The organism is Limnohabitans sp. TEGF003 (genome assembly GCF_055395455.1).
The window spans coordinates 3,208,853-3,235,733 of the sequence record NZ_AP029225.1; the positions used below are offsets into that span (position 1 = coordinate 3,208,853).

The 26,881-nt window shown below is 59.6% G+C and carries 25 protein-coding genes; 19 read left to right on the forward strand and 6 right to left on the reverse strand.

Annotated elements, in window-relative coordinates:
- Window positions 1-7 precede the first annotated feature (7 nt).
- Window positions 8-3,106 carry an efflux RND transporter permease subunit gene (locus tag ACZ5RT_RS15265; protein ID WP_464453024.1) on the forward strand — a complete coding sequence of 1,033 codons (3,099 nt, stop codon included), beginning with the start codon at window positions 8-10 and terminating at the stop codon, window positions 3,104-3,106.
- 258 nt (window positions 3,107-3,364) lie between these two features.
- Complete coding sequence (locus ACZ5RT_RS15270) at window positions 3,365-4,012, forward strand: hypothetical protein (protein ID WP_464453025.1); 648 nt, start codon at window positions 3,365-3,367, stop codon at window positions 4,010-4,012.
- A 34-nt stretch (window positions 4,013-4,046) separates the two neighbouring features.
- Here the strand turns inward: ACZ5RT_RS15270 and ACZ5RT_RS15275 are convergent, their stop codons facing one another.
- On the reverse strand, window positions 4,047-4,199 hold the full coding sequence (locus ACZ5RT_RS15275) for a hypothetical protein (RefSeq protein WP_291929552.1): 153 nt from the start codon (window positions 4,197-4,199) through the stop codon (window positions 4,047-4,049).
- 135 nt (window positions 4,200-4,334) lie between these two features.
- Between ACZ5RT_RS15275 and ACZ5RT_RS15280 the strand changes: the two genes are divergently transcribed.
- Window positions 4,335-5,036, forward strand: coding sequence for an SDR family oxidoreductase (locus ACZ5RT_RS15280; RefSeq protein ID WP_291929553.1), 702 nt, complete (start codon window positions 4,335-4,337; stop codon window positions 5,034-5,036).
- 24 nt (window positions 5,037-5,060) lie between these two features.
- Here ACZ5RT_RS15280 and ACZ5RT_RS15285 read toward each other — a convergent pair whose 3' ends face one another.
- Together ACZ5RT_RS15285 and ACZ5RT_RS15290 are read right to left on the reverse strand one after the other, a co-directional pair.
- Entirely contained in the window at window positions 5,061-5,918 is an 858-nt protein-coding gene (locus tag ACZ5RT_RS15285) for a DUF6671 family protein (RefSeq protein WP_464453026.1), read from the reverse strand.
- The gene (locus tag ACZ5RT_RS15290; RefSeq protein ID WP_464453027.1) at window positions 5,915-6,922 is read right to left on the reverse strand and encodes a sodium-dependent bicarbonate transport family permease; all 1,008 of its coding nucleotides are present in this window, start codon (window positions 6,920-6,922) and stop codon (window positions 5,915-5,917) included. The genes ACZ5RT_RS15285 and ACZ5RT_RS15290 overlap by 4 nt, the downstream gene beginning before the upstream one ends.
- An 84-nt stretch (window positions 6,923-7,006) precedes the next feature.
- On the opposite strand from ACZ5RT_RS15290, the gene ACZ5RT_RS15295 reads away from it, so the two are divergent.
- Window positions 7,007-7,903 carry a LysR family transcriptional regulator gene (locus ACZ5RT_RS15295; protein WP_291929556.1) on the forward strand — a complete coding sequence of 299 codons (897 nt, stop codon included), beginning with the start codon at window positions 7,007-7,009 and terminating at the stop codon, window positions 7,901-7,903.
- Between the two features lie 15 nt (window positions 7,904-7,918).
- Here ACZ5RT_RS15295 and ACZ5RT_RS15300 read toward each other — a convergent pair whose 3' ends face one another.
- The 3 genes from ACZ5RT_RS15300 to ACZ5RT_RS15310 form a co-directional block, all read right to left on the reverse strand.
- Entirely contained in the window at window positions 7,919-9,100 is a 1,182-nt protein-coding gene (locus ACZ5RT_RS15300) for an ATP-binding protein (RefSeq protein WP_291929557.1), read from the reverse strand.
- Between the two features lie 82 nt (window positions 9,101-9,182).
- Complete coding sequence (locus tag ACZ5RT_RS15305) at window positions 9,183-10,772, reverse strand: cryptochrome/photolyase family protein (RefSeq protein WP_464453028.1); 1,590 nt, start codon at window positions 10,770-10,772, stop codon at window positions 9,183-9,185.
- A 2-nt stretch (window positions 10,773-10,774) separates the two neighbouring features.
- Window positions 10,775-10,972 (reverse strand): DUF2256 domain-containing protein, encoded by a 198-nt coding sequence (locus tag ACZ5RT_RS15310; protein WP_291929559.1) that lies wholly within the window; start codon window positions 10,970-10,972, stop codon window positions 10,775-10,777.
- Between the two features lie 87 nt (window positions 10,973-11,059).
- Here ACZ5RT_RS15310 and ACZ5RT_RS15315 point away from each other — a divergent pair, with 87 nt between their 5' ends.
- From ACZ5RT_RS15315 to ACZ5RT_RS15385, 15 genes are all read left to right on the forward strand, one after another.
- Window positions 11,060-11,665 carry a glutathione peroxidase gene (locus ACZ5RT_RS15315; RefSeq protein WP_464453029.1) on the forward strand — a complete coding sequence of 202 codons (606 nt, stop codon included), beginning with the start codon at window positions 11,060-11,062 and terminating at the stop codon, window positions 11,663-11,665.
- 8 nt (window positions 11,666-11,673) lie between these two features.
- Entirely contained in the window at window positions 11,674-12,993 is a 1,320-nt protein-coding gene (locus tag ACZ5RT_RS15320) for an NAD(P)/FAD-dependent oxidoreductase (RefSeq protein ID WP_464454230.1), read from the forward strand.
- Window positions 12,990-13,868: a DUF1365 domain-containing protein gene (locus ACZ5RT_RS15325; protein ID WP_464453030.1), complete on the forward strand. Its 879-nt coding sequence runs from the start codon at window positions 12,990-12,992 to the stop codon at window positions 13,866-13,868. Before ACZ5RT_RS15320 ends, ACZ5RT_RS15325 begins: the two co-directional genes overlap by 4 nt.
- A 16-nt stretch (window positions 13,869-13,884) precedes the next feature.
- Window positions 13,885-15,144 carry a class I SAM-dependent methyltransferase gene (locus ACZ5RT_RS15330; protein ID WP_464453031.1) on the forward strand — a complete coding sequence of 420 codons (1,260 nt, stop codon included), beginning with the start codon at window positions 13,885-13,887 and terminating at the stop codon, window positions 15,142-15,144.
- A 5-nt stretch (window positions 15,145-15,149) separates the two neighbouring features.
- Window positions 15,150-15,764: a chalcone isomerase family protein gene (locus ACZ5RT_RS15335; RefSeq protein WP_291929563.1), complete on the forward strand. Its 615-nt coding sequence runs from the start codon at window positions 15,150-15,152 to the stop codon at window positions 15,762-15,764.
- Window positions 15,761-17,104 (forward strand): MFS transporter, encoded by a 1,344-nt coding sequence (locus ACZ5RT_RS15340; RefSeq protein ID WP_464453032.1) that lies wholly within the window; start codon window positions 15,761-15,763, stop codon window positions 17,102-17,104. Before ACZ5RT_RS15335 ends, ACZ5RT_RS15340 begins: the two co-directional genes overlap by 4 nt.
- A 38-nt stretch (window positions 17,105-17,142) precedes the next feature.
- Window positions 17,143-17,736 (forward strand): DUF3833 domain-containing protein, encoded by a 594-nt coding sequence (locus ACZ5RT_RS15345; RefSeq protein ID WP_422169878.1) that lies wholly within the window; start codon window positions 17,143-17,145, stop codon window positions 17,734-17,736.
- Window positions 17,737-17,858: 122 nt separating this feature from the next.
- Window positions 17,859-18,629, forward strand: coding sequence for an SDR family NAD(P)-dependent oxidoreductase (locus ACZ5RT_RS15350; RefSeq protein WP_464454231.1), 771 nt, complete (start codon window positions 17,859-17,861; stop codon window positions 18,627-18,629).
- A 20-nt stretch (window positions 18,630-18,649) separates the two neighbouring features.
- Window positions 18,650-19,087 (forward strand): nuclear transport factor 2 family protein, encoded by a 438-nt coding sequence (locus ACZ5RT_RS15355; RefSeq protein WP_464453033.1) that lies wholly within the window; start codon window positions 18,650-18,652, stop codon window positions 19,085-19,087.
- Between the two features lie 107 nt (window positions 19,088-19,194).
- Window positions 19,195-20,175: a formylglycine-generating enzyme family protein gene (locus ACZ5RT_RS15360; RefSeq protein ID WP_422169880.1), complete on the forward strand. Its 981-nt coding sequence runs from the start codon at window positions 19,195-19,197 to the stop codon at window positions 20,173-20,175.
- A 318-nt stretch (window positions 20,176-20,493) separates the two neighbouring features.
- On the forward strand, window positions 20,494-21,720 hold the full coding sequence (locus ACZ5RT_RS15365) for a hypothetical protein (RefSeq protein WP_291929568.1): 1,227 nt from the start codon (window positions 20,494-20,496) through the stop codon (window positions 21,718-21,720).
- Between the two features lies 1 nt (window position 21,721).
- Window positions 21,722-22,990 (forward strand): hypothetical protein, encoded by a 1,269-nt coding sequence (locus tag ACZ5RT_RS15370; RefSeq protein ID WP_464453034.1) that lies wholly within the window; start codon window positions 21,722-21,724, stop codon window positions 22,988-22,990.
- Between the two features lie 10 nt (window positions 22,991-23,000).
- The gene (locus ACZ5RT_RS15375; RefSeq protein ID WP_291929570.1) at window positions 23,001-24,107 is read left to right on the forward strand and encodes a hypothetical protein; all 1,107 of its coding nucleotides are present in this window, start codon (window positions 23,001-23,003) and stop codon (window positions 24,105-24,107) included.
- Window positions 24,107-25,375 (forward strand): CsgG/HfaB family protein, encoded by a 1,269-nt coding sequence (locus ACZ5RT_RS15380; protein WP_291929571.1) that lies wholly within the window; start codon window positions 24,107-24,109, stop codon window positions 25,373-25,375. The genes ACZ5RT_RS15375 and ACZ5RT_RS15380 overlap by 1 nt, the downstream gene beginning before the upstream one ends.
- A 21-nt stretch (window positions 25,376-25,396) precedes the next feature.
- On the forward strand, window positions 25,397-26,872 hold the full coding sequence (locus tag ACZ5RT_RS15385; RefSeq protein WP_422169883.1) for a DUF6844 domain-containing protein: 1,476 nt from the start codon (window positions 25,397-25,399) through the stop codon (window positions 26,870-26,872).
- The last annotated feature ends 9 nt before the right edge of the window (window positions 26,873-26,881 follow it).

The following is a 26,881-nucleotide window of genomic DNA, read 5'->3' on the forward strand; positions in this document are numbered from 1 at the left end:
GGACGCCATGCTCAACGTCTCTTCCTGGTCGATCCGCAACCCGATCCCGGCGGTCATGCTGTTTGTGCTGCTGACGGTGGCGGGTCTGATCGCGTTCGGCTCGATGAAAGTGCAGAACTTTCCTGATCTGGATGTGCCCACCATCTCTGTGACGGCCAGCCTGCCCGGTGTGGCACCCTCGCAGCTCGAAACCGATGTGGCCCGCAAGCTCGAAAACGCACTGGCGCCACTGCAGGGCCTGAAGCACATCACCACCAAGGTGCAAGACGGTGTGGTGTCCATCACCGCCGAGTTCCGCATGGAAAAGCCCACGCAGGAAGCGGTGGACGATGTGCGCTCGGCCATCCAGGGCGTGCGGGCCGACTTGCCCAGCGACCTGCGTGACCCGGTGGTGCAAAAGCTCAACCTGGCCGGTACGCCCGTGCTGGCCTACACCGTGCGTTCCGAACGCATGGACGACGAGGCCTTGTCGTGGTTGGTGGACAAGGACATCACCCGCAAGCTCTTGTCGCTGCGCGGCGTGGGCGCGGTCAACCGCGTGGGCGGCGTCATGCGTGAGGTGCGTGTGGCGCTCGACGTGAACCGTTTGCAGGCGCTGGGCATCACGGCGGCCGAGGTGTCCCGCCAGCTCAAGCAGGTGCAGCAAGAAGGCTCGGGCGGGCGCATGGATGTGGGCGCAGGCGAGCAGCCCGTGCGCACCCTCGCCACGGTCAAGACGGCGCAAGAGGTCGGACAAATTGAGCTGGCCACATCGCGGGGTGGCCGTGTTCGCCTGGACCAGGTGGCCACGGTGAGCGACACCCTGGCCGATGCGCGGTCTGCCGCCGCACTGGATGGCAAGCCCGTGGTGGGTTTTGAGGTGGTGCGCAGCAAAGGCGAGAGCGAAGTGGCCGTGGGCCGCCTGGTACGCCAGGCGCTGGTCGATTACCGTTTGCAAAACCCCGACATCGAGATCACCGAGGCCTTTGATTTTGTGACCCCGGTGGAAGAGGAATACCAAGGCTCCCTTGTGCTGCTGTACGAAGGCGCGATGTTGGCGGTGCTGGTGGTGTGGCTGTTTTTGCGCGACTGGCGGGCCACCTTTGTGTCGGCCGTGGCGCTGCCGCTGTCGGTCATTCCGGCCTTCATTGGCATGGCGTATCTGGGTTTTTCCATCAACGTGGTGACTTTGCTGGCGCTGTCTTTGGTGATCGGCGTGCTGGTGGACGACGCGATTGTCGAGGTGGAAAACATCGTGCGCCATTTGCGGATGGGCAAGTCGCCGTACCAGGCGGCCATGGAAGCGGCCGATGAAATCGGGCTGGCCGTGATTGCCACCACCTTCACCCTGATCGCGGTGTTTTTGCCCACGGCTTTCATGAGCGGCATTCCTGGCAAGTTCTTCAAGCAGTTTGGCTGGACCGCGTCGCTCGCGGTGTTTGCCTCGCTGGTGGTGGCGCGGGTGCTCACGCCCATGATGGCGGCTTACATTCTGAAGCCCATCGTCACAGCCGCGCACGAGCCGGGATGGATGAAGCGCTACATGGTCTGGGCCACCTGGTGCATGCGGCACCGCCTGGCCACCATGGTCTTGGCCACGCTGTTTTTCATCGGCTCCATCATGCTGGTGCCTTTGTTGCCCAAGGGCTTCATTCCGCCGGACGACAACTCGCAAACCCAGGTCTATGTGGAGTTGCCTCCGGGCTCCACCTTGGCGCAAACCCAAGCCAGCGCCGAGCATGCCCGCAAGCTGCTCATGGCGGTGAACGATGTGAAAAGCGTCTACACCACCATCGGCGGCGGCAGCGCGGGCTCTGACCCGTTTGCGGGTGGCGGTGCGGCCGAAGTGCGCAAGGCCACACTCACCATCCAGCTGACCGAGCGCGGCACACGCCCGCGCAAGCAGACGATTGAAAACGACATCCGCACGGCCTTGCAGCAACTGCCCGGCGTGCGCACCAAGGTGGGCCTGGGTGGTTCGGGCGAGAAATATGTGCTGGTACTCACGGGCGAAGACCCACAGGCCCTGCAAACCGCCGCCATGGCGGTGGAGCGCGACCTGCGCACCATTTCAGGTCTGGGTTCCATTGCGTCTACCACCAGCCTGGTGCGGCCCGAAATCGCGGTGCGCCCGGACTTTGCCAAAGCCGCCGATTTGGGTGTGACCAGCGCTGCCATCAGCGACACCTTGCGCGTGGCCACTTTGGGCGACTACGACGCGGCCCTGCCCAAGCTCAATTTGTCGGAGCGCCAGGTGCCCATCGTCGTGAAGTTGGGCGACGAGTCGAGGCACGACCTGACCACGCTGGAGCGCCTGATGGTGCCCGGCAGCCGTGGCCCGGTCATGCTGGGCCAGGTGGCCAGCATCGAGGTGGCGGGCGGCCCGGCCGTGATCGACCGCTACGACCGCCAGCGCAACATCAATTTCGAGATCGAGCTGTCGGGCATGCCGCTGGGCGACGTGACAGCAGCGGTGCAAAAGCTGCCCGCGCTGCAAAGCCTGCCGCCCGGCGTGAAGGTGGTGGAAGTGGGTGATGCCGAAGTGATGGGCGAACTCTTTGCCAGCTTTGGCTTGGCCATGATGATCGGTGTGCTGTGCATCTACATCGTGCTGGTGCTGCTGTTCAAAGGCTTCCTGCACCCCATCACAATTTTGGCGGCGCTACCGTTGTCGCTGGGCGGCGCGTTTGTGGGTCTGCTGATCGCGCAAAAGAGCTTCTCGATGCCTTCGCTCATTGGTCTCATCATGCTCATGGGCATCGCGACCAAGAACTCCATCTTGCTGGTCGAATACGCCATTGAGGCGCGGCGCGGTAAACCCGCCGAGGGCGATCACCCGGCCGTGCCTGGCATGAGCCGCTGGGACGCGTTGCTCGATGCGTGCCACAAACGCGCCCGTCCCATCGTCATGACCACCATTGCCATGGGCGCGGGCATGCTGCCGATTGCCGTGGGCTGGGGCGCGGCCGATGCGAGTTTCCGCTCGCCCATGGCGATTGCCGTGATCGGCGGCTTACTTACCAGCACGGTGCTCAGCTTGCTGGTGATCCCGGTGGTGTTCACCTACCTGGACGATTTGGGGCAGTGGTCGGCACGCCTGTACAAAAAGGTGACGCGCAGCGCTTGAGATCGCCGTATGGTTGGTGAATGCTCTGTGACGACGGGGTGAGCGTGCGCTGCGTTCGTTCGTTAACACAGAACCCCATCTTCGATGGGTGACCCACCTCACACGGCAGCCTGGGGCATGGGCCTGGCTGAAAAAAACGCGTAACAAAAATTGATCGTGGTCACAAAGTCGTGCTTCGTGGCCTTGTCAAATGCGTTTTCGCAGATCACATTCTTCATGGGGTCTCCAACTTCGCCGCTTCATTGTCGGAGGTGTCACATGAAACACGTTCAATTGTTCACGCGCCGCGCCAACCTTGCCATGGCCGCAGCGGCTTCCATCGTCACGGCTTGCGCCGTTTGGGGGCCCCGTGCAGAGCGTTGGCGTGCGCCTACCGCTGGTGCGAGTTGGGAGGTGGCCCAGAGCAACACGGGCAGCTATGGCAAGGACATGGTGCTGCGCATCACCCGGGGCGACGGGATCTGGCAAGGGCAGCCGGTCATGACGCTCGCCAATTCACAAGGCATGAACACGGTCATCACACCCACAGGCCACTGGATCGCCATCGTGGGTCGCGATGGCCGAACCCTCACGCGCTGGGACCCGCCCTTGGGATTCGAGTACCCCATCACAGTGGGCAAATCCTGGGTCAAGGCTTACTGCATGACGTTTGGGGCTCAGGGTAAAACCTTGCCTTATGACCTGAACTGCACGGTGCAAAGCCATGAAAAGGTCACGGTCCGTGCGGGCACCTTCGACGCCTTCAAGATCGTTTGCAGCACGAACATTGGCAATGAAGAAACCTACTGGATCAATTTTGACCAGGGTGTGTTCATCAAAACCGATCTGAGACGCACCACCAAGAGCCCGTTTGGTGCGGGCACTCAGCAAAGCGAGCTGGTGTCAGCCCCGTCCCTCAAGCCCTGAACAAGGCCCGGCTTGCGAAGCTTGTCCACAAGCATCAAGGCGATGACCCCAAAGGCGGCTGCACAGGGACGGTGGAAAAATGGTGCAAGCGGATGCGCCAGCCTTCGCCATGCGCTTGCGGCACCCAGGCGCCGCGCAGGCGCGAGGCGGTGTGTTCATCGCCCTTGAGGTGAAACCTGAACTTCACGAAACCCTGGCCATCGCGGGCGACAGTGACATGCCCGGTCTTTGGGTACAGTGCATCGAGGGTCGTGACTCAGCCCCGTGCCAGGTGCTGCAGCGCCACGACCCTGAACCTCTACACAAGACAAAGGAGCACGACATGAGCAGCAAAGTGGCGATGGTGGTGGGCGGCGGCAGTGGCATGGGGGCCGCCGCCGCCCGCAAGCTGGCGCAAGAGGGTTTTCAGGTGGCGGTGTTGTCCTCGTCCGGCAAGGGCGAGGCGCTGGGACGTGAATTGGGCGGTATCGGCATGACTGGCTCCAACCAGTCGAGCGAAGACCTGCAAAAACTGGTGGATCAAACCATGGCGCGATGGGGCCGCATCGATGTGTTGGTCAACAGCGCAGGCCACGGCCCCAAGGGCCCGGTGCTGGAGCTGACCGATGCACAGTGGCATCTGGGCATGGACATGTACTTTCTGAACGTGGTGCGCGCCGTGCGTTTGGTGGCGCCCATCATGGTCCAGCAAAAAGCGGGGGCCATCGTCAACATCTCCAGCGCCTGGGTGGTCGAGCCCAGTGCGATGTTTCCGACCTCGGCGGTGGCACGCGCTGGCCTGGCCGCCTTCACCAAGCTGTTTGCCGATGAGCACGCCGCGCACAATGTGCGCATGAACAATGTCTTGCCCGGCTGGATCGACAGCTTGCCCGCCAAAGAAGAGCGCCGCGAAAGCGTGCCCATGCAGCGCTACGGCACCAGCGAAGAAGTGGCCGCGACCATCGCCTTTTTGGCTTCGGAAGGTGCGGCCTACATCACAGGCCAGAACATCCGTGTGGATGGCGGCTTGATGCGCTCGGTGTGAACGCGCAGGTCCACCCCCTGCGTTTCAAGGGTTGCAGAAATCACAACGGGCTGGATCTGCCCATGGCTGGCTTTGGACTTTGCGCGGTTCTTCGTGGCCGCATTTTTTGCAGCCCCATATTTCGGCTTTGGGCAATCGGGTCAAGCTGCCGCAGTCACGGCAGGGCAGCCCCGGAATCTGCTGGCTGAGCCAGTAGCCCGGTGTGTCACAGCTTGGGCATACCGACAGCAATTTTTGAATCAGATCCCCGGTCGCTTTGAGGATGGTTGTCTGCCGCGTTGGATTGCAAAAAGCCCGCAGATCGTTTTCGACAAACACCACACCATGGGCAGACTTGGCTTGCGCCAGGTGAAAGGCCTTGAGCAAGGTCTCGCGATCGCGGATGCCTTTGTCCATGTCGGGGTGCTCGGCGTGTTCCGGGCGCAGCACAAGATGGTGTTCTGGAAACCGGGCATCCGTGGCAAAGCGCTCCAGCTCTTGCAGGGTGGTCACCATTCGGTGCAGGCTTTGGGCAGGTCCGTGTGCAAAGCCGGTCACTTCAATCGCATGCACACGATCGACCCACAACAAGACCTCGGTGTTCCAGGGCATGAAAGCGCCAAAAGGGTCGGGGCCAAACGAACCTTCACTGGCCAAGCCGACAGATGCACCCGTCAGCGCCATGCCGATGTTGGCTTTTTTGCGCGCCGCATCGAGCTGCGAGCCCGCCCGTGTCAGCTCACGCGTGAACGTGCCCAATTGGTCGGTGTCATAGCCGTCGGTGTGCACCAGATGGCAGCCCAGTGCGGCTTCGAGCGGCTCGCGCACCAGGTCCTGTTTGCCATGCTGCGTCAGAAAGGCGATGGGACAACCCTCATAAAAACGAGGCATGGCCAGGGTCATGTCAGCAGTGTCTGGGCCACCGCCAGATAAACCGGGATGCCCAGCACGATGTTCAAGGGAAAGGTCAGCCCCAGGCTCAACCCGAAATACAGCGCGGGTTTGGCCTCAGGCAAAGCGGTGCGCAGCACGGCGGGCACCGCGATGTAGGAGGCACTGGCCGCCAGCACCATGAGCAAAGCCCCGTCGCCTGCGCTCAGATTCAGGCCATAGGCCAGAGCCAAAGCCAGGCTTGCGTGCACCAGGGGGCCGATCACTGCATAGGCGATCAGCACGGGCGACTGGCCTTTGACTTGCGGCAGGTTGCGCGCCGCCATCAAGCCCATGTCGAGCAGGAAGAAGGCCAGCATGCCTTTGAACAGGTCGACCGAGAAGGGGGCCATCGCCGCTTGTCCGGCCTCGCCCGTGACCAGGCCGATCACCATGGCGCCCAAGAGCAGCAACTGCGCACCGTCGGTGAAGGACTCGTGCAGGATCTTGCCGACCGATCCGCCAGCATGTGCTGCTGGGCCACCCAGCGCGGCCATGCCGCCTGCCTGCACCACCACGCCCGAGGCCTGTTTTTGCCGCAGCGAATTGGCCAAGACCACCGCCAGGATGATCGCGGGCGACTCCATCAGGGCCATGGCCGCAGCCATGTGACCGCCGTAGGGCACGCCCTGGTTTTCCAGCGTCTGCACCGCCGTGACAAAGGTGACCGCGCTCACCGAGCCATACGTGGCGGCCACGGCCGCTGCGTCAAAGCCCGAGACAAAGCGGCGCAGCACGGCGTAACCGATGAGCGGGATGACGATGGCCAGCGCGACGGCTGCGGCCAGGCTGATGCCCACGTTGGCCGTCAGGCCCGATTGCGACAACGCAAAGCCGCCCTTCAGACCCAGGGCCATCAGCAGGTAGAGCGACAAAAAGCGCGAGATGGCGGGCGGGATTTCGAGGTTGGATTTGACGGTGCCTGCCAGCACGCCAAAGATGAAAAAGAGGATGGCCGGGTCGATCAGATTGTGCATGGTTGTGTTCCTTGCGCCGATCATAGAAACTGGCGAGGCTCTTGTAAAATCGATTCTTCAATCATTGAATATAGATAAAAATCTATGAATGTCAGCTTCCGGCAATTGCGATTGTTTTTGGCTTTGGCCGAAACCGGCAGCGTGAGCGCTGCGGCCAAGGTGATGCACGTGACCCAGCCCACAGCCTCGATGCAGCTCAAGGACATCAGCGAATCGGTGGGCTTGCCGCTGTACGAGCTGGTGGGTAAAAAGCTTTACCTGACCGAGGTGGGCCAGGAGCTGGCGCAGACTGCCCGCGCTGTGGCGCAAACCTGGGACGCCTTCGAGCAGAACGTGGACGCGGCCAAGGGTTTGTCGCGCGGCAAGCTGCGGGTGGCGGTGGTGAGCACGGCCAAGTACTTCATGCCGCACCTGATTGGCAGCTTTTGCAAGCAGCACCCGGCCATCGATGTGTCGCTCGAAATCCTGAACCGCGACGGTGTGGTGCAACGCTTGCGTGACAACCTCGACGACCTGTACATCATGTCCATGCCCCCCAAGGACATGGACCTGGGCGACGAGGCCTTCATGCCCAACCCGATCGTGGTGATCGCGCCCACGTCCGACCCGCTGGTCAAACGCAGTGCCGTGCCTTTGCACGAGTTGGCGCAGCGTCGCTTCATCCTGCGCGAAAAAGGCTCGGGCACACGCATGGCCGCCGACCAGTTTTTCCGGTCCATGAAGTTCCGCCCCGATGTGCGGCTGGAGCTGGGCAGCAACGAGGCGATCAAGGAGTCGGTGGCTGGAGGGCTGGGGGTAGGTGTGGTCTCGCGCCACGCCTTGCATGGCCACCAGAAAGAAAACGGCGTGAGCGTGATCGATGTGGCCGGCTTTCCCCTGCCCTCGGCCTGGCACATCGTTTACCCGGCCGGCAAAAAACTCTCACCGCTGGCGCTGGCCTTCAAGCAGCACGTGCTCAAGCAGATCGGTCGGCGCAAATGACTGGTGGGTGTGCCGCTATGAGTTGGCGGGTACGGTACGCAACAGGTATTCGTGAAACAGGGGTACCGTGAAGGCCGTGTCGCCGTGGGTGGGGCTCCAGACGATGCCTTTGCGAATCAGGCTGGAGCGAACGGGCGCTTGCGTGCTGACGGTTTTTTGTAATTGATTGGCGATGTCCCCGGAGCGGTGTGGCCCAGGACCCAGATCGGCCATGGCACGCAGATAGCGGCGTTCACTGGGTGTGGTTCGTTCCAGACGCACCTTGAAGAAGCTTTCATCAAGGCCAGCAATGGTCAGTTTTGTTGCCGCCTCCACAACATCCAAAGTGATAGGACTGGTGGTGGCCAGATCCCAGGTGTGCTTTCCCCATTCCTGTAAAAAATACGGATAGCCCTGGGTTTTTTCCACAATGGCCAGCGCCGCCTTGTCGGTGTAGTCCACACCCAGTTGTTGAGCGGGTTTGCGCAAGGCATCCAGTGCCGCCGCTGTGTTGAGTTTGTCGACTTGTGGGTATTCGAACAGGCGTTCTGAATACGACTTGGCTTCACCCGCCAAAGCCAGCAACTGCGGCAGACCGGCGCCCACCAAGGTAATGGGCAAACGCAGGTGCGCACAGCGGTGCAGCGCAGAAATCAGGGCCGCAAACTCACGCTCTTTGACATATTGAAGTTCGTCGACGAACATGACCATCACGGTGCCTGCGGCCTTGGCCGCTTCTCCGGTTTGAACCAAGAGCGCAGTCAAGTCGGACTCCAGCTCGCCGTTGTCGGCCAGACCGGGCTCAGGTTCGTAGTCAAAGCCGACTTCGATGTCGGCAAATTTGAGTTTCAGACCTTTGGCAAAACCCGCCAGTGCTCGCAGGGCCCTTTGTGAAACCTCTTTGGCCGATGCGATGGTGCTTATGCGCAAAAGTGACTTACGTAATTCGGGTGCCAGCATGGCAGGAAGGGATTTGTTTTCGGGTGCTTCGATGCGCAAAGTTTGGATGCCTGTGCCCTCTGCGTCCGAGCGCATGCGGTCCAGCAAGACGGTTTTACCCACCCCTCGCAAACCCACCAAAATCAGGCTTTTGGCCGAATTACCGATGCGCAGTCGTTCAATGCAGATTCTGACCTTTTCGCGCAGTTCGTCTCGACCGGCCAGCTCAGGCGGGGGCGTGCCTGCGCCGGGGTTGTAGGGGTTGGTAATCGGGTTCATGGATGCACATATTAGCAAAGTTATTAAAATTTTATAACACTTGTAATTTGCTTATAAAACCCGGCTTGGTTTTGTACCTTCTTCAAACCTGATCGAGCCCTGCTCTGGTGGCATCTGCTTGCTGGCTGATCTGAGCCTTGTCGTCCACGCTCATCTTCCCCACATGCTTGACCATGAGCGCGGTGCGCGGGTTACCGGCAAAGTCCTGCTCGTGACGGATCAAAAAGTCCCAGTAAAGCGTGGTCATGGGGCAGGCGCTGGGGCCGGTGCGCTGCTCGGGTTGGTAGCGGCAGCCTTTGCAGTAGTTGCTCATGCGGCTGATGTACTGGCCGCTGGCCACATAGGGTTTGCTGGTGAAGCGCCCGCCGTTGGCGTGCAGGGCCATGCCCAAGGTGTTGGGCGTTTCCACCCACTCGACCGCGTCCACGTACATGGCGCGGTACCAGGCGCTCACCTGCTGGGGTGACAGGCCAGCCAGCACCGCAAACTGCCCGGTGACCATGAGGCGCTGGATGTGGTGCGCGTAGCCGTGCTGCAGGCTTTGGCCGATGGTGGACTGCATGCAGGCCATGTGGGTCTCGCCCGTCCAGTACCACTGGGGCAGGTCGCGGGTGTGGCCGTAGTGGTTGGCTTCGGCCATGTGCGGCATGTCCAGCCAGTAAACACCGCGAATGAACTCGCGCCAGCCCAGAACCTGGCGGATGAAGCCCTCCACACTCGCCAGGGGCAAGCCCCGCGCGTGATAGGCCTGCTCGGCCGCTTGGATGACTTCGCGCGGACTCAGCAAATGCAGGTTCAGGCTGCTGCCCACCAGCGCGTGCCAGCCAAAAGGCAGCGTGGTCCACATGGCGTCTTGCCAGGCGCCAAAGTTTTCCAGCCGCTGGTCGATGAAATGCTGCAAGGCCACGAGTGCGTCTTCGCGGGTCACGGGCCAGGCGAAGTGGTCCAGTGTGCCGGGGTGCCCGGCAAAGCGTGTTTGCACCAGCGCGATCACGTCTTGCGTCACGCGGTCGGGTGCAAAGCGGGCGGGCGGGGGCACGGCGGTGGGGCCTTTGGCGCCAAAGCCTTTGCGGTTCTCGGCATCAAAATTCCATTGCCCACCGATGGGCTCTTGGCCTTCCATCAGCACGCCGTGGCGCTTGCGCATTTCGCGGTAAAAGAACTCCATGCGCAGCTCTTTCTTGTCGCCGGCCCACTTGGCAAACTCGGCGCGACTGCACAAAAAGTGCGTGTCACTCACCCAACGCAGCAGCAACTGGGCCTGAGCTGCGGCGTCTGCGATCAGCCGCTCCATGCGCCAGGCCCCGGTTTCCATGACCACCAGCGCCCGGGGCCTGTGGGTGTTCAGCGCGTGCGCCAGCCGTTCGGCAAAGTCGCCGGGCAGGCTCGGGTCGTCCAGCTTCATATAAGAGCAAGGCCAGTGGCGGCGGTGGGCCTCATTGGCAAAGTGCCGCATGCCCGACAAGAAGATGGCGATGCGGGCCTGGTGGTTCCAGACTTCGCCTGCCTCGCTGTCGGCCTCGATCATCAAGAGCCGGTCTTGCGCAGGGTCAAAACCATCCAGCGCCGGGCTGTCCCAGCCCAGTTGGTCCCCCAGCACCAGCACCAGGTGGCGGCAGGGCGTGAGCGCTTGGGGTGCAGGCATGCCTGCGGTGTCCGTTTTGTGTGTCATGCTCAGCGTTCGGTGCGGGCTTGGGGTGGCACTGATGGGGCGGCTTTGGATTTGTCTGCACGGCAGCGGTCGCTGCAATACAACACGCTGTCCCAGTTCTTGGCCCAGCTTTTGCGCCAGCTCATGGCACGGCCACAGACGGCGCAAGGTTTTTGCGGCAAATCCTGTTTGTTCCCTTTAAAACCCGAGGGTTTGGGCATGTGCGTCTCCGGTGAAAAGGGGCTGGCGTGACAATCTGGGCAAACAAGTTTAAACTGATCAGTCACAAAATGGATTTTCAAGTGCAAATGAACCACTCATGGGTAAAACAATGGGGTCCGGGCCTGTTGATGGCTTTGCTGGCCGCTGTGCTGGGCCTGGGGCTGGAAGCTGCGCAGGCCAGCCCGCAAAAAGGCGGCAACAGCACGGCCTGCCCCGCCATCCTGAACCACACGTTTGACCGTTTGCAGGATGAAAAGCCCCAGTCACTGTGCCAGTACGCGGGCAAGGTGGTGCTGGTGGTCAACACCGCCAGCTTTTGCGGCTTCACCTCGCAGTACAAAGGGCTGGAGGCGCTGAACACGAAATACAAGGACCAGGGCCTGGTGGTGCTGGGCTTTCCGTCGAATGACTTTGCGCAGGAAAAAGGCAGCAACAAAGAGATTGCCGAATTTTGTGAAAGCACTTTTGGCGTGAAGTTCCCCATGTTCACCAAAACCCAGGTCACCGGGGATGGCGCTGCGCCCCTGTTCAAACAGCTCACCGCGCAAACCGGCCAGAAGCCGCGCTGGAACTTTCACAAATACCTGATCGGCCGTGATGGCCAGGTCATTGACCAATACAACAGCATGATTGGCCCCGAGAGCAAAACCTTGGTGTCGGCCATCGACAAAGCCTTGAAAGCCAAACCATGAGCCGACGCCTGAAACTGGCCATTGTGGGTTCGGGCATTTCCGGCCTGGCCGTGGCCCACACCCTGAAAGGCCACGCCGACATCACCGTGTTCGAGGCGGGCGATTATTTCGGCGGCCACACCCACACGGTGGACGTGACGTTGCCCACGCCGCAGGGCATGGTGACGCACGGCGTGGACACCGGCTTTCTGGTGTTCAACGAACGCACCTACCCCAACCTGATCAACCTGTTTGCCGAGCTGAGTGTGGAGACCGCGCCGTCGGACATGTCGTTTTCAGTCCAGGTGCCGGGGGCGCTGAATGGCAAAACCCTGGAGTGGAGTGGCACCGACCTGAACAGCGTGTTTGCGCAGCGCGGCAACCTGGTCAACCCACGCTTTTGGCGCATGCTGGCCGATGTGTTGCGCTTCAATGCGCTGTGCACCCGCATCGCCAAAGAGCAGCGCGAGAAAGAACTGCAGCAACCGCTCTCCGACTTTTTGCGCACACACAAGTTCAGCGAGCCGTTTCGCGATTGGTATTTCCTGCCCATGCTGGGCTGCATCTGGAGTTGCCCGACCGACCAGATGCTGCAGTTTCCGGTGGCGACCATGATCCGGTTTTGCCACAACCACGGCCTGATCCAGGTGACCAACCGCCCGCAGTGGTTCAGTGTGGTGGGCGGTGCCCGAAACTACGTCGAAAAAATACTGGCAGGCGTGCACGACAAACGCCTGAACACCCCGGTGCGCCTGATCGAGCGCGATGCACAAGGTGTGCGCATCGTCACCGACGGCCATGCCGAGCGCTTTGACCAAGTGGTCATCGCCACCCACACCGACCAGGCCCTGAGCCTGCTGCGCGAGCCCAGCACGTACGAGCGCAGCCTGCTCAGCGCCATCCGCTACCAGGACAACCGTGCCGTGCTGCACACCGACGCCAGCGTGCTGCCCGCGAACCCCAAGACCTGGGCCGCATGGAACTACGAACGCGCCGCCAGCAGTGAGCGCGAGTCTTCGCGGGTGTGCCTGCATTACCTGCTCAACCGTTTGCAACGCATCCCGTTTGCGCAGCCCGTGGTGGTCTCGCTCAACCCGCTGCAGGCCATTGACCCGGCCACCATCGTGGGCGAATACGACTACGCGCACCCGGTGTTTGACCTGGCTGCCATCGAAGCACAAAAGAAATTGCCCTTGCTGCAGGGCCAACAACACACCTGGTATGCCGGGGCCTGGACGGGTTACGGCTTCCACGAAGACGGCCTGAAATCCGGCCTGCAAGTGGGCCGCGCTCTGCTCAAACGCATCCACGAACAGGCCCACCCTGTTCAGGACAGACTGGCCGCATGAAGTCTGCTACTGCGCTCATTGGCTGGGGCCAGGTGCGGCACACACGGCACCGTCCCGCACACCACGCCTTCGCTTACCCCACGGCGTTTTTGATGCTGCCCATGCGCAGCTTGGCGCTTGCCGGCATTCGCGAGCGGGGGCTCGCTCCCACACAAGACCCTTTGAATGAGGCTGTGTCCTCCACTGATCGTGAGACTTTGTGGGAGCGAGCCCCCGCTCGCGAAAGTGAACCCATCGCATTGGCCATCAACCGCCGCGCCTGGTTCGCCTTCCATGACGCCGACCATGGCGATGGCCGCCCTGCTGAGACCGGCGGTGCGCTGGCCTGGCTGGACGAATTGCTGCAAAAAGAAGGCATTTGTGATGCCACAGGCGAGGTCTGGCTGCAGGCTTTCCCGCGTGTGCTAGGCCATGCCTTCAAGCCCGTGAGCTTTTGGTACGCGCACCGCGCCGACGGCAGCCTGGCCGCCATCGTGGCGGAGGTCAACAACACCTTTGGTGAGCGTCACTGTTACCTGCTGCCCGAGCCGCAATACGGCCAAACGATTTTGGCCCACAAGGTGTTCCACGTTTCGCCCTTTTGCGATGTGCAGGGTGAGTACCGTTTCCGTTTCATGCGCACGCAGCACAAGGGCCAAGACCGCATCGTCGCGCGCGTGGACCACACCGACGACGACGGCCCCTTGATCGACACCAGCTGGAGCGGTGTGCTCGAGCCTGCGACGGCAGCCGCCCTGCGCCGCGTGATGTGGCGCTTTCCCTTGCTTACACTGGGTGTGGTGGCGCGCATCCACTGGCACGCACTCTTGCTGTGGCTGAAAAAAGTACCGTTCTGGCACAAGCCCGAGCCGCCCCGCGATTTTGTGACCCGATGAACCCTGGACCCACCGGATGCCCACCACGATGAAGACCGCCAACCCTGCCACTGCCTTGGGTGCTTCCAGCGCCGCAGCGCAGATTCCGCACGCCAGTTTGCCCAAAGCCGCTACCCGTTTGCTGGGCCTGCTCACCCGCCTGAAAATCGGCACGCTCACCTTGCATGCGCCCGATGGCAATTTTCAGGTGTTTGGCACGCACGAGGCCCCGTTTGCGGCCCTGCACATCCACCGCTGGTCGGTCTGCGCCGAGGTGCTCAAGTCGGGCGATATCGGCTTTGCCGAAGGCTACATGGCGGGCGACTGGGACACGCCCGATCTGGCAGGTTTGCTGCGCCTGTTGATCGCCAACCGCACGCAAATCGAGGGCGCGATTTACGGCCACTGGCTGGGGCGGCTGGTCTACCGTGTCAAGCACCTGCTCAATCGCAACAACCGCAGCAACAGCCGCAAGAACATCCACGCGCATTACGACCTGGGCAACGCTTTTTACGAGTTGTGGCTGGACGGCACGATGAACTACTCGTCGGCCTGGTTCGACGGCGACAAAACGCAGCCCATGGCCGATGCCCAAAAAGCCAAGGTGCGCCGCGCCTTGCGCATGGTCAACACTCAGCCGGGTGACCGCTTGCTCGAAATTGGTTGCGGCTGGGGCGCTCTGGCCGAATCGGCCACCACCGAATTTGGTGCGCACATCACGGGCGTGACCTTGTCCACCGAGCAGCTGGCGTTTGCCCAAGCCCGCATGCAATCGCACGGCGTACAGCAGCGGGCCGATTTGCGCTTGCAGGACTACCGTGACATCAACGATGGCCCGTACGATGCGATCTGCTCGATCGAGATGATCGAGGCGGTGGGGCAAGAATATTGGCCCACCTACTTCCAGACGGTGAGCCGTTTGCTCAAGCCCGGTGGCCGCGCCTGCATCCAGAGCATCACCATCGACGACGCGCTGTTTGAGCGCTACCTGCATTCGACTGACTTCATCCAGCAGTACATCTTTCCGGGCGGCTGTTTGCCGAGCCCCAGTGAGTTCCGAAAACAGGCGCAAGCGGCCGGGCTGCAGGTGGTGGACGAGCTGAACTTTGGTCCCGACTACGCCGAGACGCTTCGCCGTTGGCGCGAGAGTTTCACAGCCCAACTTGAGACGGTGAGAACGCTGAAATTTGACGAGCGCTTCATTCGCCTGTGGACTTTTTATCTGGCGTACTGCGAAGCCGCTTTCGATGAAGCCAACATCGACGTGGTGCAGTTCACCTTGGCCAAACCAGGCTGATGCGCATGCACACCCCGCTGAAAACGATGTTGGCATTGTGGCTGCGCCGACAGGGGGTGCGCGGCGCGGGTGTTGCTGTCCTTTTGGCTGGGTTGCACGGGGCTGCGCAAGCCCAGGCCAGCAGCGTGTCCAGCCCCAATGCAGGCTACAGCCGCCCCGAAGTGGCCGCCTTGAGCGGTGTGGTGCCGACCGCGCCTGTGCGTTTGCGGGTCTGGGGCTTCGAGGTGTATGACGCGCGGCTGTGGACACCCGTGGGTTTTCGGCACAGCCAGTACGCGCAATATTCGTTTGCGCTGGAGCTGCAGTACCTGCGCCGCCTGGAAGGCGCGGCCATTGCCAGCCGCTCGATCGACGAAATGCGGCGCGTGGGCAGCTTCACTGACGCCCAGGCACAAAGCTGGCTGGCGGCCATGCGCGAGTTGTTTCCCAATGTGAGTGCTGGCGAACGCATCACGGGTGTGAACCTGCCGGGCGTGGGCGCCGAGTTCTGGGTCAATGGCCAGCGTGTGGGGGCGGTCAATGACCTGGCTTTTGCGCGTTTGTTTTTTGGCATCTGGCTCGATGAACGCAGCTCCGAGCCCAAGATGCGCGCCCAATTGCTGCAGGGTTTGCAGCCATGAACGTCGCGCCCGCCTCTTTGGCTGTTGTGCCGCGTTCGGCCTCAGCGGCTTACGGTTTGCTGGGCTTGCCCTTGGCCTTTGTGGCCTTGCCGGTGTATGTGCATTTGCCCAACCTGTATGCCCAGCAATACGGCGTGCCGCTGGCCGCTTTGGGCGCGTTGCTCTTGCTCAGCCGCAGCATCGACGCGGTGGTGGACCCGTGGCTGGGGCGTTGGGGAGATCGGCTCTACTGCCATTCGTGGCGGGCCGTGTGGGTGGCGGCGGTGTTGCTGGCACTGGCCGTGGCGCTTGGTTTTGCGGCCTTGTTTTTTCCACCCGCGGCGGCTTTGTCGCCCACGGGCTTGCTGGTGTGGGCGGGCTGCGCGCTCACGCTCAGCCATCTGGCCTACAGCGGGCTGGGCATCCTGCACCAGGCCTGGGCGGCGCGACAGGGCGGCGGCGGTATCGCGCAAAGCCGATGGGTCGCCTGGCGCGAGGGCTTTGCGTTGGTGGGCGTGTTGCTGGCGTCAGCTTTGCCCGCATTGTGGGGCTGGGGGCCGACCACGGTTTTGCTGGTGCTCATGCTGGCGCTGGGCTTGTTCAGTTGGCGGCGAACTGCTCACAGCGCCTTGGCACCCGATGGGGCCGCGCCTCAGGGCCATGCGGCGGGCAGCCTCTGGCAGCCGTGGCGACATGCAGGTTTTCGCCGCTTGTTGATGGTGTTCATGCTCAATGGTCTGGCCAGCGCCGTGCCCGCCACGCTGGTGCTGTTTTTTGTGCAAGACCTGCTCCAAGCGCCCAAGGCCATGGAGCCGTTGTTCTTGGGTTTGTATTTCGCCGCCGGGGCGCTGTCGTTTCCGCTGTGGCTCCAGGTGATCGACCGCATCGGCTTGCTGCGCACCTGGGCCACTGGCATGGCCTTGTCGGTGCTGGCTTTTGTCAGCGTGGTCACCCTGGGCGCGGGTGACACGAGCGGGTTTTTGGTGGTGTGTGCCTTGTCGGGCATGGCGCTGGGCGCGGACCTCACGGTGCCCGGAGCCCTGCTCAACCAGCTGATTGACCGCTGCGGCGAGCGGGGCCGCACAGACGGTGCCTTCATGGGCTGGTGGAATCTGGCCACCAAACTCAATCTGGCTTTGGCCGCTGGGCTGTCGCTGCCCTTGCTGGGTCTGTGGGGTTATGCCCCGGGCCAGCAGGGTGCCGACGCCGTGCTGGCGCTGGGCCTGGCTTATGGCCTGCTGCCTTGTGTGCTCAAGCTTTTGGCCGGACTGGCTTTGTATGCGGGCTTGATGCGTCGGCCCGATTTGATCTCGGGGTCTGATACAGCCCATCCTTCGGCTCACCCTTCGGCCCGCCCTTAGGCGTGTGCCGCTTTGACACTCGACTACTGGAGCTCACCATGCGCCCAAACAACGCCTTGATTCACCGCCGCACTGCCCTGACCCGCCTGGCCGCTTTGCCTGTGGTGGCGACCACGCCGTTCCTGGCCAGCTGCGCTGGGCCGCAGGTGCAACAGTATGCGCAGGAAAAACCGCAACTGGACTTGCGCACCTATTTCAATGGCACCCTCGACGCCTGGGGCGTGTTCACCGACCGCAGCGGCCAAGTGGTCAAACGCTTCACCGTGGTCATGGACTGCAGCTGGAATGGCGACGAAGGCGTGCTGGACGAGGCCTTTGTCTACTCGGACGGGACCACACAGCGCCGCATCTGGAAACTCAAGGCCGGGCCCAACGGCACGTACACCGGCCGCGCCGACGACGTGGTGGGCGAGGCTTCGGGCCAGGTCAGTGGCAACGCGTTTCGCTGGGGCTACACCATGGCGCTGCCGGTCGATGGCCGGGTCTGGCACGTTGACTTTGACGACTGGATGTACCTGATGGACGACCGCGTCATGCTCAACAAAGCCACCATGAGCAAATGGGGCGTGACGCTGGGCGAGGTCACCTTGTCGTTCACACGCCGCACGCCTTTGGCGGCCAAGTCGGGTTGATGCGCATGACCCCCCATTCTTCTGGCGCGGCAGCCTTGCCCACTGAAACAGCCGAAACGGCCACGCCCAAATTGGGCCCACAAACTGCGGCACCCGCCCCGCAAGCGCAAGCCCGCAGCTGGCTGCAACTCAACACCCCCATCACCGACTGGCAGGGCCGCCGGGTCTGGTTGGTGGGTGCATCCACCGGCATTGGCCTGGCTTGTGCGCAGGCGCTGCGTGAGGCGGGTGCGCAAGTGGTGGTGTCGGCCCGCAATGCGCAAGGCGTGCAAGACTGGGCCGCGCAGGATGCGGGGGTGAAGTGGCTTGCGCTCGACGTGAGCGATGGGCCCCAAGTACAGGCCGCTGCCCGCGCCTTGCTGGCCGAAGGCCCGCTTGACATGGTCGTGTATGCGGCGGGCTACTACCGCGCCCAACGCGCCACCGCCATGGATCTGGACGACCTGCTGCAGCACGACAAGGTCAACTACCAAGGCGCTTTGCAGGTGATTCACGCGGTGCTGCCCGGCATGCTCGCGCAAGGCCGCGGGCACATCAGCCTGCTCAGCAGCGTGGCTGGCTGGCGCGGCCTGCCCAATGGCCTGGCCTATGGCCCGACCAAGGCTGCGCTCACCCACCTCGCCGAGACCCTCTACATGGACCTGCAAGACCAGGGCATCGGCGTGAGCGTGGTCAATCCCGGATTTGTGGCCACACCGCTCACGGCGCAAAACCAATTCACCATGCCTGCGCTCATCAGTCCCGAGCAAGCCGCACGCCACATGCTCAGGGGCTGGGCGCAAGGCCAGTTCGACATTCATTTCCCCAAACGTTTCACCCTTTGGCTGAAGTTGTTGCGCCTCTTGCCCTATCGCCTGTACTTCCCGCTGGTGCGCAAGTTCACGGGGCTGTAAGTCTGAATGGAAAGCCGCTCATGAACACCCGACAAGCCACGCAAAATCTGGCCACGTTTTTTGAGACTTTGTCGCCGCACAGCGTGGCGCAGCTGCACACGGTCTACGACGCGCAAGCCACCTTCAAGGACCCATTCAACGAGGTGCAGGGCCTGCCTGAGATTGAGCGGATTTTTCGGCACATGTACGTGGCGCTGGACCAGCCGCACTTTGTGGTGACTGGCCAGGTGGTGGACGGGTCACAGGCCTTCCTGACCTGGGAATTCCGCTTTCGCTTCAAGCGTTTTGACACCACCACCCTGCAAACCGTACGCGGTGCCAGCCATGTGCTGTTCAACGAGCAAGGCCTGGTGACGATGCACCGCGATTATTGGGATGCGGCCGAGGAGCTGTACGAGAAACTGCCGGTGGTGGGTGCGGTGATGCGCTGGCTCAAGGCCCGTGCGAATCAAGCCTGATGGGTGCAACGCTGCTTGGGTAATATGCCTCCTTCTTGTGATTGAGGATGGGCATGTTTAAAAGTCATCAGCGAAACCGCTGCAGCAGTGGGCGAGTTGCCTTGTGTATGGCTTTTTTGCTGATTTGTTGCGGACTTGCTGGGTGCCAGCAAATTATGGACAGGTTGTCAGGGACAGTGCTTTCTGTGGTGAGTCAGGATCAAGAAGACAAAGTGGACAAGCCATCGATGGAGACGGTCACTGTCTCGGTTCCCGTTGCTGAATCGAAGATATTGCAGACATTTCAGGATTGCGCCAGTTGTCCAATCATGGTCAAAGTGCCTGCTGGAACGTTTCAAATGGGCTCGCCTGCAAGTGAAGAAGGCAGGGATGCGGATGAAGCGCCACGCATAGACGTGGTGGTTTCCGCTTTTGCGATCAGTCAGACCGAAGTGACCCGTCACCATTGGGCTGCTTTTGAACTTGACTCTGGGCATCGTGCGGCATCTGGTTGTTTGACGTGGGATGGAGACGGTTATGTTCAAGCCCAACATTTGGGTTGGCGATACCCTGGTTTCTCACAGTCAGATGAGCACCCTGTGGTGTGTGTCAGCTGGGATGATGCTCAGGCCTATGCGCAATGGCTCAGTCGCCAAACAGGACACCTGTACCGGCTGCCACACGAGTTTGAGTGGGAGTATGCCGCCAGAGCCGGGACACAGGGACCGTATCCTTGGGTAAGAGGGGCATCTGATCAGTGTCGCCATACCAATGCTGCGGATGCTGCTTTGACTCGGAAGCATCCTCAATGGCCAGGTCAGACTTGTCATGACGGGTTTGCTTACACCTCACCCGTGGGCAGTTATTTGCCAAACCCATGGGGCCTGTACGACATGCATGGCAATGTCATGGAGTGGACGCAAACTTGCTGGAGCTTGCAGTTATCTCGTCCAGGTGACTCAGCACCGTTGAATTGCGCTAAACGGGTGACTCGGGGTGGCGGCTGGGATTTGCCGCTGGTGTACCTGCGCAGCGCCTATAGAGGAAAGGCACCTCCGCTCAACCGCGGCACCGGCACGGGTATTCGACTCGTCAGGGAGTTGCCCTGAACCCGGAAAACGCCAAGCTAAGAGCAGTTGAATAGTCGAAAAATTTACTCGGGTATTGGCCGGTTTGAAACCGAATGTTTTTGGGGTTATTATTGTTATGAATAGTATTAACCATCAAAAACGACAATGCAAAACAAACCCCGTCAACATCAACGTCTCGGATTCATTCTTTGTGCCCTGGCGCTGGTGCCGGTGGCCGCACAAGCCCAATTCGGGAACTTGATGCAACAGCTTCAAAAGCTGCAGCCGCCCAGTCAGCAAACAGGCGCTGCCCCAACCATGGGTGGTGGAAAAAATACAGCCAAAGGTGGCGGTTTGATGCCCAGTGACCAATGGTGCCGACAGCAGGTCGGCGCTTTGGGCAATTTAAAAATCGATACAGGGTTGATCGCCAGCGAATTCAAGATACAGGAGCTCGAAGCACTGCAAGATGAGTTCATGAAGGCGTTTCGCAATGACAGGATCAACAAGACCTTTCCAAACGCGAGATTTTTCCAGGCCTCTTTTGAAACCAAAAAAGTCCGAGCCATTTATGACACATTCCTGGCTTTCCCAGAGCCAGAAACATTGGCGGCACTGATACAGATTTCGCGAGGATCAGACCAGCAAGAGCGTGCCGATGCGTTGATGGCTTTGACCTTTTTGCATTTGCAGGCCCCCGAGTTGTCTGTCAACAAAGATCGGTGGTGGGCCAACTTCCAAGCGGCACTCGGCACAGAACATTTCACAGCCCTGGTTTTCAGAGCACGCATGGCCGCTTACGGTGAGTACGGCCCCAAGAACCTGGGCCAAGCCTTGGGTGATCTGGTCAGCGCCGGCAACTTGCGCAGCAAATACAGTCAAGGTGATGGCGTCCGTAAAGAATTCGATTCGCAAAACTACCAGTTGATCCACACGGCCACTGCCAAAGATATCTTTTTCAATGAGCCCAACATGCCTTATCGGCAGCAATGGGAAGGCCCTGCCAAAACCGGCATGCAAATTGAGCAGGCCCAGCAGGCCTATGCGCGGCAATTGCCAAACACCCGCATTGGCAAGATGTATGCACAGGCCAGTCAAATCAATGCCGAGTCCATCAAGATCGGTAACGACATCATCAAATCCACGCAAGGCGGTAACCAATTGATGGGTCAACTGGAAAGTCTGGAGTCCCTGAAATCAAACACCAAAGGCGAGAAGCCGGTTTTTGAGGATGTGAGCCCTGAAATTCAGGCCGCTCAAATCAAGATGATTTCCAAAACCACGACGCTCGATGAGCGTCAAAAACAAATGCTGGTCCAGGCGCAAGAGAAAAGATTGGCGGCCCAAGGCATCATTTCGCAGTCATATGGCGAGTTGCTGCAAACACTGATGTCCGGTTTTGGCGACATGGTGAAGATGGCGGCCCCTTTGCCCGCCTTGACTCAAGCCAACAATGCGCTGATCCAGAGTTGCATCATTTCCTCCAAGTGGGATCAAGCCATGCGTGCCAAGGATGTGCCCAAGGCCGATATCAAAAAGGCCGAGGCATCGGTCAGCGATCTCAGCAGCAAATACAAAGACTGAAATGGCCAACGTCAAAACCCAAGGGCCATCACGGCGTGATTGGATGGTGGCATGCGCAAGTGTGCCTGCATGGAGCTGGCCCTTGTTTTCGCAGGCACAGCCTGCAGCGTCCAGAAGTCGGCCTAAAACACCTCCGGTGTGGACGGGCTTCGGCCTCAATGGTGGGGCTGCACAAGCGCGGTACGACTTGACACGCGAGTTTGTTCGACAAACCCGCAAATTGAGTCTTTCAGACAGCAAGGCCTTTACAGAAGAAAGCAAGCACACGGCAAGTTTGCTCGCACAACTCAAACCACCCCTTGTCCAATTCAAGAACGGGATTGAGTTCGGCGAAGACATGCTTGTGGGTTTTGCCCACGACTATGAGACGACCGTAGGCGCGCGCGTGGAAAAAGACGGGGAAAATGCCAATACCCTGTTCATCTTCATGTCAGGCGTAGGCCTTGTGATGTCATTCAGCCAGAGTACCGGTTGGCGAATTGTGTCTTCATTTCCGTTCATGTTGCGCTTTGAACGCCTGGGTGGTGATCTCAAAAATGTGCGCGCCAAGGCGGTGGGCTTCATGGGTGAAGCCTACAAAGGCTACGCCAACGCATTCGTACATTTCCTGGGCCGTTTTAATAAGTGGGATCAAGGCTTCAGCAGCAATTATTTTGCTCGCTTGACCAAGGCTTCTATACATCCCGATGCACAGGCCAAACTTGCGTCTTACAAGATCGATCAGATTTTGAATCCAGAGTTGCTGGGCTTTTCATCCAGCTCAGCGATTTGCGACAACCTGAACATCCCATTGCTGCCGTTTCAGGAAAACGATGCGCTGGCCAAGCGGTATGCCGTCAAATTCAATGACGATCTGGCAGCTCAAAACGAAATCGCCATTCCAGACGCTGATCTGAAATTCGAGGTGGTATTGCGTGATCTGGACAAAAAAATAATCCACAGCACCCAACGCGGCGTCACCATCATTCGTCGCACTCTGGTGATTCGTTTGTTTGCGATTGATGAGTATGCCAACGAGAAAGACAAACGCTTTCTGAATGTCTTGGCGGCCAGCACGCACGAAGATCGCACACCGCTCAACTCAACTGAAGACGATACGCCAGAGCGTGATCTGGTTTTCTTTGACCGACTGCTGTCGCGCACCCTGACCAACCTTCTCAGTGGCATGGCCAAGCGTGATGCACAGACATTGGCTCTGGCTGAAGTTCGACTTGATGCAGTTGCACCCGCCATTCCAAGACTCCTTGAACTTTGTGCCAAAACACGTTGAAAGAATGAACATGAAAAAACTCCATCGCTTTTCCCGATTCAAGTCCGTTCTGTTGGCGCTGGCCCTGTCCAGCGTGGCAACCATGGGTATGGCACAGCAAAAATTTGTGCGTGCCCAAGCCACAGATTCCAACAAAGAGACAGCAACAAACAAAGCCAAAGTGGCTGCATGGAAAAACTATTTAGGCTCACTCCAAGGTGCCAAACTGGACAACATCCTGGCCAATGAAAAAGTATTTCTCGACGACCTTGGCAGCATCGTGGTTGATGTCAACGTGGTCGATGAAAAATGCACATCCGGTTTTTCGGGTACCTGTACTGTCAGCATCAAGGCGGCCATCAACGAAAGCATGATTGACAGCCGATTGCGCCAGACATCACAAGCCTCCGGTGGCGGCAAGGCGTCTGCGCAGGATGACATTGCGTTTCTGGTGATGGCACGGGTGGCAGATTCACAGACCTCTTTTGATACCAAGGTCACCAAACGCGCTGAATCAACCGTAGGTACAAGTGGCTCATCCGCCAGCGCAGATGCTTCGGCCAGCAACAAAACAGGCAGCGCAGAGGCTTCTGCAGACGCTGTGTCGGTGACGCAAACCGCCAAAACAGTGACCGGTGGCTCTCAGGAAACCAAGCGTGATCGAATCAAGTATGTGGCCTGGGCCAACATCGATGACTTGCAAAACCGCGTAGGCGAGACTTTGACAAACAACCGGATCAGTACCGTGCCCTGGGAAGAGTTGGTGAGCAACTGTGGCGTGACGGACAACGATCCTTTCTCCAAAATGTATGCGGAGTCCGAAACGGGTCAACTTCCTGCCAACGTTCGCAATGACACCTTCAAGAAGATCAAGGAATGTCAGCTGACCAAATTCATCCTGGCGTCCATTGAAGTGGATGGTTATCGCAACGATCCCAATACCGGTTTGTGGCTCGCCAGTGGCAATATGAACATCACAGCCTATGATTTGACAGGTCGTTTCGCGCGCAGCATTGGTTCGGCCAACCGCACATTCAGCGGTCGTGCTGAAAAGCTCAATGACGCAGGTCGTGCTGCACTGGCCAATGCAGCCAAGGTGGCTGCTGATGTCGTGGTCAATCAGCTGAATCTCAAGTGATGCACCAAATCCTTAAACACATGCGCGGTTTTTCCGCGGCATTGTGCATCCTGATTTTGTGCCTGCCTGCAGCGCACGCTCAGATCGTTTATCGAGAAGTGGTGGCTACAGGCAATGGCGGAGACCCATCTGCCGCAATGATCGACGCCATTGAAAACGCCATTGGTCAAGTGGGCGGCATGAAAATGTCAAGTGCCACATCGATGTCGATGAGTGAGGTTACCCGGGGCAACAGCACCACGCTGGAGCAGGATTTCAAGCAGAACATTGAGCGCCTTACCCGAGGCGTGGTCAAGTCTTACAGTGTTCTGGAGTCTGGCACCAGCCCCGGTTCGGGTCGTTCGTTTGTGAAGATCAAGGCGGTGATTCCTACCTACAAGGCATCCGAACAACTCAAGCGTCTGAAACTGGCGGTTATGCCGCTGACCGTCGTTGGATCCGCAAGCAGCAAGCCTGATGCAGCAAACTTTGCCGAGAGCGTCTCCGCGGCTCTGGAGGCCTACCTCACGCAAACGCGTAAGTTTGCGATGATTGATCGGCGTTATTCGGATTCGAGCAACCGTGAATTGGCCAGGGTCAACTCACGCAATGCGCCCATCGAAGAGACGGTGAAGGTGGGCATGCGCGTCGGCGCTGATTACATTGTGTTGGCCGCACTCAAGGAGTTTGCGGCACAACAGGTTCAACAGCAACGGGTCACTGGACGAGTCGTATCGCGCATGAGCGCACCGGTCTCTATTGATGTGCGCGTGCTTGACATTGCGACAGGGCAGATCAAGTTTGCTCAGACCTATGTGAATCCTGGACGACTGCACAGCAACATGTCATTGAGTCAATACGCGGCAGATATTGGCAGCGACATCGGACAAGTCATCAACATGGCGATTTATCCGATTGCGGTAGTCAGTGCCAACGCGGGTCAAGTGACATTGAACCAAGGTGGCGACACGGTGCAGGTAGGCCGTGTCTACCGCTTGGTCAGTCTGGGCCAAAACCTGATCGATCCGTACACCAAAGAATCTTTGGGTCAGGAAGAAAAAGAAGTGGCGCGCGTGGAGGTGACCAGTGTCACCGACCGCACCGCCACGGCCAAGGTCGTCACAGGCAGTTTGCCAGCGACGGTCAAGCCCGGATCGGTCTTGGCGAGGGTTTTGCCCGATGACCCCAATATGGCTCTCAATGTGCAAGTGAGCTTGCCCACATTGCCAGGAACAGGAAATTCAGTCGGTGCGGGTAAATCCAAATCCAAAGACGATGAAGATTGGTAAGAACTTGATAAAGGAATCGATATGAAAACACAAATCTCCCCTTGCACCGTACGTTGGCTAATGGGTAGCACCCTGGCGGCAGCCGTGATGACCTCGGGTTTGGCGCAGGAAGCCAAGGTCGAGATGGAACAAAGGCCATTGCCTGAATTGCCCAAAAGCATTTCAGGAACCGAGACCGTTGACCAGCGTATGCAAGCCTTCTTGAAAACGCAACAACTTCGGCAAGGCGAAAATGAAGAGGGTGGTCGAAGCATTCTGGTATGGCTGGGTAAAGGCACCATCTCGGTTCCACCATCGGATAAAAACTTTGTTTTGGCTCGCAACATTGCTTTTCAGAAAGCCATGCTTGATGTGAAACAAAAATGCGCTGAATTCATGGAAACCAGGGTTTCGAGTGAAATGATGCAGGACATGTCGTCACCAGGAGCAGAGCGTGCAGCAGCCGATGCCATGCGCTTGCAACGAGAGGGGCTGGCACAAGAGGGTGCTGTTCAAGTCGCGAAGGCGCTCAATTCAGACGTGAAGGTACGCAATGCACCTGCAACGCTTCAGACGGCTGGGCTGTACGGTGAAAAAATTCTTGAAAACAAGATGAAGGAAGAATTGGCCAAAAAAGGCATTGATCCCAACAAGCCTGTGGACCAGCAGCAAGTCAAGGCTATTTTGAACACATCCAGTTTCAAGAACAAAACCCGGGCGACGGCGCGTGCGCGCTGCACAGGCATCAAGGTGATGGCCTCTTTTGAGCAGAACCCTGCCAGTGGCCAAGGGCAAATCGGGGTGGTGACTGTCTGGACACGCAAGCTGCATGAAATTGCAGATGCTGTCATCACCGGCAATTACACGCTGATTCCACGAGGTGAACCCGGGATCGCGATTACCCAACATATCCCACAGGATGAACGTACGTTGGTATCAACATACGGAACCCAAATGGTCCGCAACGAAAAAGGGGAATATGTGCTCTTGGCATTTGCCCAGGCACAGCCTCAATCGAAGTCTCAGCAAAGTAAAGACCTTGCATACAAGATGGCACGATTGCAGGCTCAGGGAATGATCAGGTCATTCCTCGGCGAGGCCATTTCTTCAACCAACGACATGTTGCAGCGTGAGGAATCGACGGAATTTGAAGACGAGTCAAATGAAGTCAAAATTGACAGCGCCAACAGCAACAAGGTGCAAGCCATAGCTGAAAAACTGCCGATCAAAGGGATGCAGGAAGCACATCAATGGGAGACCTTGCATCCTGCCAACAACGGTCCCGTGGTCGGTGTGGTCATGGAGTGGAAGGCGGCCTCTGCACAACTTGCAGGGATGCTGCGAGGCCTTAACCAGGCCAGTGGTGCCAAAACAGCTGAAGCCGTCAACAGGATGAATGCTGGTGGCGGCAGTGTTGGTGGTGCAACTCCTGCAGGAGGTGGTTCTGGTGCTGCCCAGTCTGCGCCACGCACCAGCAATGCCAATTCAGGACAAGGTGTGAAGTCTCGGGATTTCTGACGAGAGATC